Below are 13,211 nucleotides of genomic sequence, written 5' to 3' on the forward strand. Positions count from 1 at the left end.
ACGGGGGCTCGTCCTCTTCCTGCCTTACGGACTCCCTCATGCTCCGCGCCACGCCCGGCCACGGCGAACCACGGGGGCCATTGGGGTGGCGCACGACGGTTCAGACCCCGTGCCGTGCTCCGTCGAGCCACGCGTCCGAGACCGCCAGGGCCGCCGCCATGATGCTGAGCTGCGGGTTGACCTCCGGGCAGGACGGGAGGACGGAACCGTCGACGACGAGGACTCCGCGGACACCGCGGAGCCTGCCCTCGGGGTCGGCGGGTGCCCGCTGCGGATCATCGCCCGCGGCCACGGTGCCGGTCGGGTGGAACGCCGACACATGCAGATCACGGGCCCCGGCCGAGGTGAGCAGCTCGTCGAGCGCGTCGAGTGAGCGGGCGCGGGGCGCGCGGGGGATTCCGGTGAGGACCTCCGTCGCCCCGGCGGCGAAGAGCAGGCGGCCCATGGCGCGTACGGCGGTCACCAGGCGGTCGCCGTCGCGGGGGTCGAGGTCGTAGCGGACGAGCGTGCGGTCCCGGCCCCTGACCTGCCCCGAGGGACGGTCGGCGATCATGGCGCCGAGGGTCGCCAGATGGTCCGATCCCTCCAGTTCGCGCCGCAGTTCCCGGCCGAGGCCGGGCAGGACGAAGCTGCTCATGCCGGGTGGGCTCGCGGTCGCCTCGAGGAGGATCCCCTGTGCGTGGAGTTCCTCGACCCCGACGCTCTGGAGCACGCCCCGCCAGGCCGTCACGGGTTCGGTGAAGCGTCCGGCGACGCTGGTGGCCGGGTGCACGCTGAGGTTGCGGCCCAGGCGGGGATGTCCGCCGAGGCCGGAGCGGCGCAGCAGGGGCGGGGTCTGGAGGGTGCCGGCGGCCGTCACGACGAGGGGGCTGAGGATCTCCAGTTCGCCGCCGTCGGGGCGGCGCGCCCGGACTCCGGCGGCGCGTGGCGGGCCGGGAACGTCGTGGTCCAGCAGGATGCGGTGGACCCGCGCGCCGGTGACGATCCGGGCGCCGGCGGCGCAGGCGTCGGGCAGGACGGACAGCTGCACGCTCTGCTTGGCTCCGGTGGGGCAGCCCACGACGCACTGGCAGGAGCCCTTGCAGCCGGGGGCGTTGCGGCGCAGCGGGGCGGCCCGCCAGCCGAGGCGTCCGGCGCCGGTGAGGGTGAGCAGCCCGTTGTTGCCGAGGACGTCGAGGGGCTGGGGTGCCACGCGCAGGGTGCGCTCGGCCTCGTCGAGGTAGGGGCCGAGGCGGTCGGCGAGCGCGAACCCGAACACGCTCCGCCAGCGCTCCCGTACGTGGTCCGGTGTGCGGTAGCAGGTGCCGGAGTTGACCACGGTGGTGCCGCCGACGGCGCGGCCGACGGGCAGCAGGACGGGCGGCCTGCCGAGGGCCACCGTGGCGCCGCCGTCCCGGTACAGCTCGGTGAACCGGTCGAGGGGCGCCCGGCGGCCGAAGGAGGCCGTCGGGTGGTGCCGGCCCTCCTCCAGGACGACGACGTCCAGCCCGGCGCGCGCGAGGGTCCGTGCGGCCATGGCGCCGCCCGCGCCGGAGCCGACGACGACCGCGTCGGCGGTGGTGCGGGCGGGCCATTCCTCGGCCGGTGTGCAGTCGAGGGGCGGATCCTGAGGGACGGCCCCGGGGGCGGGCCGGGCCTGTGTCCGTTCGGTGCCCGCGGCCAGCAGGACGGGAACCTTGAGGAGGTCGAGGAGCGGGGCGAGCCGGGGTCGCCGGGCCAGCGAGCGGAGTACGTCCTCGCGTTCCTCGGGGCGAAGCGCCGCCAGACGTCTGCCGGTGCGTGCGAGGGTGTACGACTCCACGGCGGCGACGGCGGTGTGTACCGCGGCGCGGGCGGGCCGGGGAAGCGCCGCGAGCACGGAATCGAGGCGGTGCGGCACCCGGGCGGGCCAGGCGGGGCCGCCCTCGTCGGCGAGCAGCGCGGCGACGAGCCCGTCGGCGGTCATCGTTCGCCCGCCTCGGCGTGGGCGGTGCCGTCGAGTTCCCAGGTGGCTTCCGGCCGCCAGTGGCCCCACCAGCGTTCCAGGACGACCCGGGCGTCGGCGGACTCGCTGTTGCGGCAGACGGCGCGGGCGCCGTCCGGGTCGCGGTATTCGAGGGTGAGGGTCCGTTCCGGGGGCTGGCGCACCTCGACGCGGATGCGGCGCAGGGCCGTACGGCCGGTGACCGTCCACTCGGGCAGGCCGATGGCGGCCCGGAAACGGCCGAGTCCCGCCCGGCCGATGGCCGAGCGCTCGGGTCGCCGCGGCCAGGTGCGGCCGTCGCGGCGCAGGCGCAGGAAGACGAGCGGTGGCAGCCGGCGCAGGGCGGGCCGGGTGGACACGGCGGCGACGATCTCCAGGACGTCTCCGTCGCCGAGGTCCGCGTGCAGCCAGGTCCACCGGTGCGCGTTGCCGTGTCCGTAGATCCGGGCCGAGGCTCCGGGCGCGGCGACCAGGTTCAAGGTCGTTTCCCCGTACGAGAATTCGCCCTCGTACGTGGCGCGGGCGGCCGGCAGCATCTGGGCCGCGGGCAGCACGGGGCGGCGCCAGGACCAGCGGGGGAAGGTGAACAGTGGTGTTGCCTGGGGTTGTTCGAGGATTCTCCAGTGGAAGTCGCCCGCGCTGCCGGTGAGTTGTCCGCCGACGCTGGTGACGTCCTCGGCCGTGAATCCGTCGGCCGGCCGGGTCCAGGGGACGGGTCCGAAGCGGGCGTGCCGTACCTCGCCCTCGCGGGGGAACACCGCGGCCCAGCCGTGGGCGAACGGCTCGGATCCGTCGGCGGGTGCGGTGAGTTCGTGGTGCAGCCAGACCCCGGTTCCGGTCGTCGGGTCGGTGAGGGTGGTGTACCAGACCTCGGTGCGGCCCGGGGTGCCGTTCCATCGCGGGGCCGCGTGTTCCGCGGGGTCCTCGCGGCGCGGGAAGCGGAATCCGAGCAGGAAGGGGAGAAGGCCGGTGGCCAGGGGAAAGCGCAGGACGCCCTCGCCCACCCGCACCGGGCCCTCGTGGACGGTGAACGGCAGCACGGTCATGGAGGTGAGGGGACGGCTGGGTGTCACCGACTTCCAGCCGTCCAGGGTGAGGCGGCGCCCGTCTGCGGTGAACGTGAGCCGGTAGCGGATGCGCCGCCGGGCGATCGGTGACACCTCCAACTCGCCTTCGGCGAGCGGGTCGTCGGTGTGTCCGGCGATGCGCACCCGGCCGGTCAGGCGGGCCGGGGTGGTCCGGTGCGGGAGCAGGACCTGGTCGGCGACGGCGCGCAGGTCGAGCCGGATGCGCCGTTGCCCCGGTTCGCCGTCGAGGCGGACGGTGCCGAGCATCGTCTCCGTGAACCGCGTGCCCCTCACTTGAGGCCGTCCAGCATGATGCGTTCGGTGGCCCGCAGATAGGTGTCGGCCGCCTCGTGCGCTCGCCGGGCATCACCGGCGGTGACGGCCTCCACCACGGGCGCGAGCCTCTCGTGGGCGGTCTCCGGGTCGGTGAAGGGCCCCTTGAGCAGGGAACGGACCGGCAGGTAGGCGTTGAAGAGGGTGTTCGTGAGCAGGACGTACACGCGGTTGCCCGTGGCGCGGGCCAGCGCGCGGTGCACCTCGACGTCGGCCAGCTGGACCGCGTCGGCGCCCTCGGCCCGCCGTACGGCCGCGAGCAGCGCGCCGAGTTCGGCCCGTTGGGGGCGGGTGCCACGCTCGGCGGCCCGCTCGGCGATCAACGCGCCCACCCCGCGCCGTACTTCGAACACCTCGTGCACCCAGCCGGCGTCGTGCCGCACGAGCATGGGCAGGAGATCAGCTCCGCCGAGCCGGGCGTAGTCCCGCACCCGGGTGCCCACTCCGTGCCGGGTCTCCAGCAGTCCGGCCTGCACGAGCCGCCCGAAGGCGTGCTTGAGCGTGGTGCGCGTGACGCCGTACCCGTCGGCCAGCCGCCGCTCGGGGGGAAGGTAACTCCCCGCCGGATGACGGCCGTCGAGTATGTCCGTCCGCAGCCGGTCCTCCAGGACGTCCACGATGGTCTCGCGGGGCAGAGCCTCCACGTTTCCCCCTCCGGGCAAGTGGCTGAGTGGATGAGCCACTGAACCAGTGACCGCCCCTGGGGGTCAACCCCTCGCGCGCACTCGACCCGCCCCACCGCAAGGCGAGTTGGACCGGACCAATGCTGCGCGAATCGTTGACACGCCTACCGCCCGGCAGGATTCTGAGAGCGCTCTCAAAAGGAAGCGGACGAGCCGCGTCCGCGTGCATCCACCTCGCTGAACCCCCACATCAAGGAGGCAGAGAGTGCGCGTACACATCAGATGGCCCGCCTGGGCGTTGGCCTGCACCACACTCGCCACGGCACTGCTCACCTTCGGCGCACCCTCCCGCGCCGAAGCCGCGGTCCCGGCGACCATCCCCCTCACCTTCACCAACAACTCCGGCCGCGGTGACCAGGTCTACATCTACGACCTCGGCACCGAGCTCTCGACCGGACGGCAGGGCTGGGCCGACGCGAACGGCACCTTCCACGCGTGGCCCGTGGGCGGCAACCCGCCGACGCCCGCGCCCGACGCGTCGATCACGGGACCGGCCAACGGTCAGTCGAAGACGATCCGGCTCCCCAAGTTCTCCGGGCGGCTCTACTTCTCCTTCGGGCAGAAGCTCGACTTCCGGGTGACGACCGGCGGTCTCGTGCAGCCGGCCGTCCAGAATCCGAGCGACCCGAACCGCAACATCCTCTTCAACTGGTCCGAGTACACGCTCAACGACTCCGGTCTGTGGATCAACAGCACCCAGGTCGACATGTTCTCCGCCCCGTACGCCGTCGGAGTCAAGCTCGCCGACGGGACCACGAAGAGCACCGGGCACCTCAAGGCCGGTGGCTACAACGGCTTCTTCAACGCGCTGCGCGGTCGGCCGGGCGGCTGGGCGAACCTCATCCAGACCCGGTCCGACGGCACGGTGCTGCGGGCGCTCGCCCCGGGGCACGGCATCGAGGCGGGCGCGCTCCCGGCCGGCGTCATGGACGACTACATCAACCGCGTCTGGCAGAAGTACGGTTCGTCGACACTGACGGTGACACCCTTCGGCGACCAGCCGAACACCAAGTACTTCGGCCGGGTCTCCGGTGGCGTCATGAACTTCACCAACAGCTCCGGTGCGGTCGTCACCAGCTTCCAGAAGCCGGACTCGGACAGCGTCTTCGGCTGCTACAAGCGGCTCGACGCACCCAACGACCTGGTGCGCGGGCCCATTTCGCGCACGCTGTGCGCGGGGTTCAACCGCACCACGCTGCTGACCAACCCCAACCAGCCGGACACCTCGTCCGCGAACTTCTACGCGGACGCGGTGACCAACCAGTACGCCCGCGCCATCCACGCTCAGATGGCCGACGGCAAGGCCTACGCGTTCGCGTTCGACGACGTCGGGAACCACGAGTCCCTCGTCAACGACGGCAATCCGCAGCAGGCGTTCGTCACGCTGGACCCGTTCAGCTGACCGACGCCGAGTCGCGAGGGGCGGGGGCGGGAGCGAGGGCATGTCCCGGGCGGGAACCGTCCCCGCCCCCGTCCTCGTGTCCGCCCCCGTGCCGCGCCGCCCGGACCGTCCTGGGCGTGGGTCGCCGTCAGCGGCCTCGTCCGTCGTCGCCGGGATCCAGACAGTGCACGGGGACCCGCTGGACCAGGTTGTTCACGAAGCCCCCGCGGTTCCACGGCTGTTCGACGGGCTGTGTGTGGCCTTCGGCATCGGTGGCGCGCGCACTGAGGACATGACGGCCGGGGGTCGCCGTCCACGTGAAGCTCCACCCGCGCCAGGCCCACCGGTCGGCGTTCGGCGGGTCCAGCCGCGCCGGATGCCAGGTACGCCCCTCGTCCGTGCTGACCTCGACGCCGGTCACGGGCGCGCGCCCCGACCAGGCCCGTCCCGTCAGGGTGACGACGCCCGGCGGGACCGCCCGCTCCCGCGACATGAAGTCGGGGAAGCCCGGCGGGACCAGCAGGGCGCGCGGGGCGATCCGGGTGACCGGCTCGCCCTCGTCGGAGGCCTCCTGCCGCAGCCGGTACGCCACGGCCTGCTGGAAGCCCCGGAACGGCGCGCTCGTCACCGTGATCTCCCGCAGCCACTTCACATGCGCCATGCCGTACCAGCCCGGCACCACGAGCCGCAGGGGATGCCCGTGCTGCGGTGGCAGCGGGGCTCCGTTCATCGCGTAGACCACCAGGACCTCGGGCTCTTCGCCGCGGGCCACGTCCAGCGGAAGGGCACGCTGGTAGTCCTGCTCGACCCCGCGTTCCACGCCGTGATCGGCTCCGGTGAACACCACGTCCACCGCGTCCGGTTCGACCCCGGCCTCGGAGAGCAGCAGGCGCAGCGGCACACCCGTCCACTCGGCCGTTCCGACCGCCTCCACCAGCCACGGCTGGCTGACCGGCCGGGGTGTCAGCAGGGCGCGCCCGTTGCCCGCGCACTCCATGGTCACCCGCTGCCTCACCGCGGGATACGCCTTCAGCTCGTCGACTCCGAGCAGCAGCGGGCGCTGCACCCGCCCGCCGAGAACGAGCCGCCAGGAGGCCTCTTCGGCGTACGGGATGTCGTAGTGCGTCAGCACATAGTGCAGCCCTGGCGGTGTGACCTCGTAGCGCAGGGCCTCCAGCGGCAGTCCGTGGTTCCGGGCGGCGAGGGCCAGTTCCTGGGCGCTGATGCCCTCGTCCGGGTCGGCCAGCCGGGCGGGTGCGCTCATGTCCTCAAGGCGTTGACCCATGCGCCCATTCTCCGCCCGCCGGGGGCGGGGCCGCTAGACGGAGCGCGGGGTGACGCTCCGGTCGACCAGGTCGCGCCAGCCGGCCTCCAGCCGCTCCAGCGGCATACCGCGCTGGCGGGTCAGATGGCCGATCAGTGCGGGGTCGAGGTATCCCATCAGGGTCTGGGCGACGAGCTCCGTGTCCGTGTCCGGCCCCGAGCCGGTCTGCCGCAGCAGCATGCACACGTGCATGAAGCGGACCCGGAACGGCGCGGAGGTGAAGCGGCGGGTGACCTCGGGTTCGGCGGCGAGGTACAGGTCGAGCTGTTCGGAGGTCTGGCGAAGGGTGTGGCATCCGAAGGCGTGCAGGCGCTCCACCGGTGGTGCGCCGGGGCCCAGCGGGGCCGGACCACTGATGAAGGCGGTCTGGAAGCGCTGCTCGGTGTGGTCGAGCAGGGCCATCAGCAGGCCGGTGCGGTCGCCGAAGCGCCGGAAGACGGTCCCCTTGCCCACCGCCGCCGCGCAGGCGACGCCTTCCATGGTGAGCCTGGCCACTCCCTGCTCCTCGACCAGCCGCGCGGCGGCCTCCAGCAGACGCGCGCGGTTGCGGGCGGCGTCGGCGCGCAACGGGGCTTCCTCAGGCGCGGTGAGCTGCATGAGGACGGGCTCTCCGGGCGACTCCGGTCGCTTCGGAAACGGCGGAAGTGGATGGGACATGAAGCCAGCGTAACGGCATCCGGGGTCAACTGGACTGCGGTCCGCTTCAGTGGTAGACCTTAAGCGGACTTCGGTCCGTTTCATTACGGCAGTGTTTCAGCGATTCCACCCCCCGGGAGATATCCATGTCCGTACGCATCCTCGCCCTCGTCGGCAGCCTGCGCGCCGGTTCCCACAACCGTCAGCTCGCCGAGGCGGCCGTCAAGCTCGCCCCGGAGGGTGCCGAGGTCGAGCTCTTCGAGGGCCTGGCCGAGATCCCCTTCTACAACGAGGACATCGACGTAGAGGGCGCCGTGCCCGCCGCCGCCGCCCGGCTGCGCGCCGCGGCCGGTGAGGCCGACGCGTTCCTGCTCTTCTCGCCGGAGTACAACGGCACCATTCCGGCCGTCCTGAAGAACGCCATCGACTGGCTGTCGCGTCCGTACGGCGCCGGCGCCTTCAGCGGCAAGCCGGTCGTCGTGGCCGGCACCGCGTACGGCCAGTTCGGCGGCGTCTGGGCGCAGGACGAGGCCCGCAAGGCCGTGGGCATCGCCGGCGGCACCGTGCTGGAGGACGTCAAGCTCTCCGTCCCCGGCTCCGTGGTCCGCTTCGCCGAGACGCACCCCGTCGACGACGCCGAGGTCGCGGCGCAGCTCTCCGAGGTCCTGAACCGGCTGCACGGCCACGTCGGTGCGCCCGCTGCCTGACAACTCCCTTGTGGGCCGGTCCGGTTGCCCCGGACCGGCCTTCGGCATGTCGTCACTCGGCCACCGTTCGTCCCAAGATCGCTACGGCTCTGGCGGAGCCTCACCCTCCGCGACAGGATGCCCGCATGAAGAGCGATCTCTTTTCCAGTGACCACATCGTGCGGCCGGCCGTGGCGGCGGGCATGACCGTCCAGAACGCGAAGTCCATCAAGTACGCAGTCCAGGGCGAGATGTTCGCGCGCCAGGGCGCGATGGTCGCCTACCGGGGCAGCCTCCAGTTCGAGCGCAAGGGCCAGGGCGTGGGCGGCATGCTCAAGCGCGCGGTCACGGGTGAGGGACTTCCGCTGATGACCGTCCGCGGGCAGGGCGAGGCCTGGTTCGCGCACGAGGCACAGAACTGTTTCATCGTGGGCATCGAACCCGGCGACGTGTTCACGGTCAACGGCCGCAACGTCCTGTGCTTCGACGCCTCGCTGTCGTACGAGATCAAGACCGTCAAGGGCGCGGGCATCACCGGTGGCGGTCTGTTCAACAGCGTCTTCACCGGTCACGGCAGCCTGGGGTTGATATGCGAGGGCAACCCGCTCGTCATCCCCGTCTCCCAGCAGCAGCCGGTGTTCGTCGACACCGACGCGGTCGTCGGCTGGACGGCGCATCTGCGCACCTCGCTGCACCGCTCGCAGTCGATCGGCTCGATGATCCGAGGGGGGTCGGGCGAGGCGGTCCAGCTCAAGCTGGAGGGCGAGGGCCACGTGGTCGTACGTCCCAGTGAGGCGACACCGCAGAAGACGCAGCAGCACTGATTCCGGGCAACGGCGAGGGGGCTCCGCCGGCCGGCGGAGCCCCCTCGTGGCGTCTTCCGCAGCGGTTCGTCAGCGGCCGGCGGCCGGGGTGTTGGCGGCCGTGACGTTGACGGCCGCCCAGGCCGAGCCCACCGCCTTGTACTCGGCGCTGTTCGCGCCGTACATGTCGGCGGCGGCCTTCAGCGTGGCCTTGCGCGCGTCGTGGAAGTCGGTCGTGGAGACCATGTACCGGGTGAGCGCCCGGTAGAAGACGGCGGTGGCCTTGGTGCGGCCGATGCCGGTCACCCGGGATCCGTCGTACGTAGGCGAGTTGTACGCGACACCATTGATCGTCTTACGGCCGCTGCCCTCGGCGAGCAGGTAGAACGCGTGCGAGGAGACACCGGAGCCGGCGTGCACCTCGGTGTCGTACGCGGCGGGCGACCAGTAGTCGATCGTCTCCTCGAGGACGTCGAGGGACGGGTGGTCGAGGCGCCGCAGGAACTTCTGGGCGAGGCCCAGCTTCTCCCCCACCAGGTAGTTCGGCGGGTTCTTCGGGTTGTTCGCCGAGAACTCGACGTCCGAGCCGAAGACGTCGGCGAGCGACTCGTTCAGAGCGCCCGCCTCGCCGTACTGGTTGCCGTCGTCGTCGACGCGGGTGGGTTCCAGGGCGGCGGTCGCGTCGACCACCCCGTGGGTCAGCTCGTGGCCGGTGACGTCGAGGACGACGAGCGGCTTCTTGAACACCTGGCCGTCACCGTCGCCGTACAGCATGCAGCCGCAGGCGGAGTCCCAGAAGGCGTTGCCGACCTTGTTGCCGAAGTGCACCATTCCGCGGGCACCGGCGCTGTTGTTCTTGATGCCCTTGCGGCCGAAGGTCTTCTTGTAGAAGTCCAGGGTCTGGGCGATGCCGTACTGGGCGTCGACCGCGGCGCTCGTCCGGGCCGAGGTGGTACCCGTGCCCCACTTGTTGTCGCCGTCGGTGAACGCCTTGCCCCGCGCGAAGGACTCCAGCTCCTGGCCCTTGGCGTCCCGGGTCTCGGTGTTCCACCGGGTCGGGTCCTTGAGCACATAGCTGGTCCGCGCGGTCCGGGTGGTGGTCAGCGCCACCTTGCCGGCGAAGAGGGAGGACCCGCTTCCGGTGGCGGTGGCCGGGTAACGGCCCGCGGCGGCGCTCGTGAGGCCGGACAGCCCGGTCGCGGCACCGGCGGCCGTGCCGGTCCGCGGGGTCGCGCTCTCGCCGCGCTCGCGCAGCGTCGCGGCCAGGGACGGGGATATGAACTCGTCGGTGTTCGGGGTGTTGCTGCGGATCCGGCCGGTACGGGCGTCCACCACGACCGTGCTCGACCCGCCGGCCTCCGTGGTGTCGCTGTCCATGACGAGCACCTGGTAGGCGAGGGCTGCGGCGCCGTCACGGGCGTCCACGACGAGCCGGGCGGTGCCCGCGTCGCCCTTCGCCACGGCCTCGGCCTTCCGCTCCGCCTGCTCGGGCGTCAGATCCGCCTCGACGGTGGACGGCTCGACCACGTGATCGGCGGCCCGGGTCACACCCAGGTACTCGCCCCGCTTGCCGAGGTGGACGACCATGTCGCCGCCGAGGACCGGGAGGCCCCGGTGGGTGCGGACGAAGCGGACGTGGCTCTTTCCGTCCGGGTCCGTCATCACGTCCTTGGCCCGGAGCGTGTCGCCGTGGGTGACACCGGTGGCCGAGGCGTGCGCGAACGCCGCCGCCCTGGCGGCGGCCACCGGCGACGAGACCGAAGCCGCCGCGCGGGCGGGCTCGTTCGGCACGGCGGCGAAGGCGGGGCCGGGGAGCGTGGCGGCCGTCGTCACGGCGACGGCGATCGCCACGCGGCGTATGTGGGGTCTACGCACTGAGTTCCTTCGTACAAGGGCGGCCAGGATCACCAACCGCCTTACGGCGCGGCGCCGTCGGGCACCGCGGGGGCTGTCGGGTCCCGGTCGGACAGATGTGCGGGGAAACGAGGTGGTTGCCCGGCCCGGCCGATCAGCGTCCGTGTGTGACCGATGTCGCACGGACCCGGCCCCGGAGCGGACAGGGCGGGCGTGCGGGCTGCGAGGCGGGATCCGGGAGCGCGGAGACCTCAGACGGTGCGGTCGGCGAGGGCGGACAGCACGGTACGGAGTTGCGCCGCGGGCTCCTGGGCCGACGGCACCCCGGCGAGGAGCGTGTCCGCCACGGCCAGGTGGCGGCGCGCGGCGCGCACGGCCTCCGCCCGGCCCCCGGCGCGCTCGACGAGGGCCGTCGCACGGCGGACTCCGGATTCACCCAGGACGGCCGAGTGCGCGAGGAGTTCTTCGAGTTCGCCGTACCCGGCTCCGCCGAGCGCCGCGAGCACCGGCAGGGTCTTCTTCCCCTGCCGCAGGTCACTGTGGACCGGCTTGCCGGTGACCGACGGATCGCCCCAGATGCCCAGCACGTCGTCGGCGATCTGGAACGCGACGCCGAGATGGCGGCCGGCGCGGTCCAGCACGGCCACGGTCCGGTCCGGTGCTCCGGCCAGCCGGGCGCCCAGTGCCAGCGCGCAGCCGAGCAGCGCACCGGTCTTGCGTTCGGCCATCACCTCGTACTCCCGTACCCCGACCGCGCCGGGCCCGGCCCAGGGCCGGTCGGCGAACAGCAGGTCGTCGGCCTGGCCTCGGACCAGGTCACCGAGTGCGGAGGTCAACTGCCGTACGGCGGAACCGGCTTGGGGAGTGAGAGCGACGGTCTCGACGGCCAGCGCGAACAGCGCGTCGCCCGCCAGGACGGCGGGACCGGTGCCGTACGCCTTCCACACGGCCGGGCGCCCGCGGCGCAGCGGGTCACCGTCCATGATGTCGTCGTGGAGCAGCGAGAAGACGTGCACGAGCTCCACCGCGACAGCCCCCGGCACACCGGCCTCGGCCGGGCCGGAGACGAGCTCCGCCCCGAGGACGGCCAGCGCCTGGCGTACCCCTTTGCCCTGACCGTGGTCGGCGGGGGCGCCGCCGACCTCGCAGCGGCCGAGCGCGTACCGGGCCATCTCGGCCACCCACGGGTGCAGCGTGCCGATCGCCTCCGACAGTGCGGGAGCGGCGAGTTCGCGGCACCGGCGCAGCACCTGCGCGGCGGCGGGCGACGGCGCGGCCAGCGCCGGGGCGGTCGAACGGTCGAGGGCGGTGGAGGTCATCCCGCGGCCTCCGTCTCGTCGGTCCCGGTCGTCAACCCGAGTTCCGTCCGTGCTCGTTCGACCATCCGGTGGGCGTGCCGCAGTCCGATGCCCTCCAGCGTCACGGCCAACTCGTCGAGTTCGGCGGCGGTTTCGGCGCGGTCGCGGCCGAGGCGGGCGAGGGACTTGGCCAGCCCGAGACGGGACAGGGCCGTGCCGCGCGGCTCGCTCATCGCCTCGAACTCCGCCAGGGCGCCCGCGTACACATCGCGGGCCGGCCCGTAACGCCCGGCGCGGTAGAGGACGTTGCCGCGCATCTTGTGGTTGTAGGCGAGCGCGCCGGACAGCTTCATCGCGCGGCAGGAGACCTCGGCCTCGCTCAGCAGCTCCAGCGCGCGCTCCGTGTCTCCGTCGCGCACGGAGACGATGTCCGCGAGTCCCCGCAGCGCCCAGGCGTGGCCGCGCCGGTCCTCGGCACGGGCGGCTATCCCGGCCGCCTCCTCGAACATCGCGTAAGCGGTGTCGTACGCGCCGGTGTTGCGGTGGATCTGGGCGATGCCCTCCAGGGCCCACACGGTGTGCCGGGCCTCGCCGCGCTTGCGGGCCTCGGCCAGCAACTGCTCGTGCAGTTCCGTCACGGCCGCGTAGTCGCCCTGGATGCGGCCGGTCTCCGCCATTCCGGCCAGCGAGTAGCCGCGCACCACGACATCCCCCGCCCGGCCGCCGAGTTCGGCGGCCAGCCGCAGCAGCCGCCACGCCAGCGGGAACGCCCCGCGCTGGCGGGCCAGGGTGCCGCCGCTCCACAGCGCCCACGCCATCGCGGCGCCGTCCCCGGCCTCCCGGGCGGTGCGGTAACTCGCCTTCCACGCCCGGTCGGCGTCCGTCACCTGCCCGAGCCGGCGGTGCGCCTCGGCGACCGCGAGGCCCGACCGGGCGGCCTCGGCGCGGGCGCCCGTACGCTCGGCGGCGCGCAGTTGCTCGGTGCCCGCCGCGAGGACGTCGGTCAGCGAGGAGTTCACCGACAGGGTGGTCAAGGCGCCCTGGTATTCCGGGGCGAAGGCTTTGCCGTACATGAGTGCCTTTCCGTCCGCCCACCGTCCGTCCCCGTGCGGGCTCGTCCCGGTGGTGATGCTGTTCTCGACTCCTTCAAGGCGGTGACGTGCGGCGATCCCACTATGCACAC

11 protein-coding genes are annotated in these 13,211 nt (G+C 72.8%); 3 read left to right on the top strand and 8 right to left on the bottom strand.

Features of this window, described 5'->3' with window-relative positions; all coding sequences use genetic code 11:
• Nucleotides 1-100 precede the first annotated feature (100 nt).
• The 3 genes from OG485_RS04660 to OG485_RS04670 are packed head-to-tail and all read right to left on the bottom strand — an operon-like array spanning nucleotide 101 to nucleotide 4,007.
• A complete protein-coding gene (locus OG485_RS04660) occupies nucleotides 101-1,945 on the bottom strand; it encodes a GMC family oxidoreductase (RefSeq protein ID WP_328664728.1) in 1,845 nt (614 codons plus the stop codon).
• On the bottom strand, nucleotides 1,942-3,324 hold the full coding sequence (locus OG485_RS04665) for a hypothetical protein (RefSeq protein WP_328664729.1): 1,383 nt from the start codon (nucleotides 3,322-3,324) through the stop codon (nucleotides 1,942-1,944). Before OG485_RS04665 ends, OG485_RS04660 begins: the two co-directional genes overlap by 4 nt.
• A complete protein-coding gene (locus OG485_RS04670; RefSeq protein WP_328664730.1) occupies nucleotides 3,321-4,007 on the bottom strand; it encodes a FadR/GntR family transcriptional regulator in 687 nt (228 codons plus the stop codon). Before OG485_RS04670 ends, OG485_RS04665 begins: the two co-directional genes overlap by 4 nt.
• Nucleotides 4,008-4,251: 244 nt before the next feature.
• Between OG485_RS04670 and OG485_RS04675 the strand changes: the two genes are divergently transcribed.
• Nucleotides 4,252-5,448 carry a glycoside hydrolase family 64 protein gene (locus OG485_RS04675; RefSeq protein WP_443048655.1) on the top strand — a complete coding sequence of 399 codons (1,197 nt, stop codon included), beginning with the start codon at nucleotides 4,252-4,254 and terminating at the stop codon, nucleotides 5,446-5,448.
• Between the two features lie 127 nt (nucleotides 5,449-5,575).
• Here OG485_RS04675 and OG485_RS04680 read toward each other — a convergent pair whose 3' ends face one another.
• Both OG485_RS04680 and OG485_RS04685 read right to left on the bottom strand, forming a co-directional pair.
• A complete protein-coding gene (locus OG485_RS04680) occupies nucleotides 5,576-6,712 on the bottom strand; it encodes a sulfite oxidase (RefSeq protein WP_328664731.1) in 1,137 nt (378 codons plus the stop codon).
• Between the two features lie 33 nt (nucleotides 6,713-6,745).
• The gene (locus OG485_RS04685) at nucleotides 6,746-7,408 is read right to left on the bottom strand and encodes a TetR/AcrR family transcriptional regulator (protein WP_328664732.1); all 663 of its coding nucleotides are present in this window, start codon (nucleotides 7,406-7,408) and stop codon (nucleotides 6,746-6,748) included.
• Nucleotides 7,409-7,533: 125 nt separating this feature from the next.
• Here OG485_RS04685 and OG485_RS04690 point away from each other — a divergent pair, with 125 nt between their 5' ends.
• Nucleotides 7,534-8,094 carry an NAD(P)H-dependent oxidoreductase gene (locus OG485_RS04690; RefSeq protein WP_326789720.1) on the top strand — a complete coding sequence of 187 codons (561 nt, stop codon included), beginning with the start codon at nucleotides 7,534-7,536 and terminating at the stop codon, nucleotides 8,092-8,094.
• 125 nt (nucleotides 8,095-8,219) lie between these two features.
• On the top strand, nucleotides 8,220-8,897 hold the full coding sequence (locus tag OG485_RS04695) for an AIM24 family protein (protein ID WP_328664733.1): 678 nt from the start codon (nucleotides 8,220-8,222) through the stop codon (nucleotides 8,895-8,897).
• Between the two features lie 69 nt (nucleotides 8,898-8,966).
• Here OG485_RS04695 and OG485_RS04700 read toward each other — a convergent pair whose 3' ends face one another.
• The 3 genes from OG485_RS04700 to OG485_RS04710 form a co-directional block, all read right to left on the bottom strand.
• Nucleotides 8,967-10,751, bottom strand: a complete 1,785-nt coding sequence (locus OG485_RS04700; protein WP_328664734.1) for a M4 family metallopeptidase — start codon at nucleotides 10,749-10,751, stop codon at nucleotides 8,967-8,969.
• Between the two features lie 230 nt (nucleotides 10,752-10,981).
• Nucleotides 10,982-12,049: a polyprenyl synthetase family protein gene (locus OG485_RS04705; protein ID WP_328664735.1), complete on the bottom strand. Its 1,068-nt coding sequence runs from the start codon at nucleotides 12,047-12,049 to the stop codon at nucleotides 10,982-10,984.
• Nucleotides 12,046-13,101: a tetratricopeptide repeat protein gene (locus OG485_RS04710; protein ID WP_328664736.1), complete on the bottom strand. Its 1,056-nt coding sequence runs from the start codon at nucleotides 13,099-13,101 to the stop codon at nucleotides 12,046-12,048. Before OG485_RS04710 ends, OG485_RS04705 begins: the two co-directional genes overlap by 4 nt.
• Nucleotides 13,102-13,211: the final 110 nt, after the last annotated feature.

The sequence above is a fragment of the Streptomyces sp. NBC_00328 genome (genome assembly GCF_036139655.1).
In the GTDB taxonomy this organism is placed as follows: Bacteria; Actinomycetota; Actinomycetes; order Streptomycetales; family Streptomycetaceae; genus Streptomyces.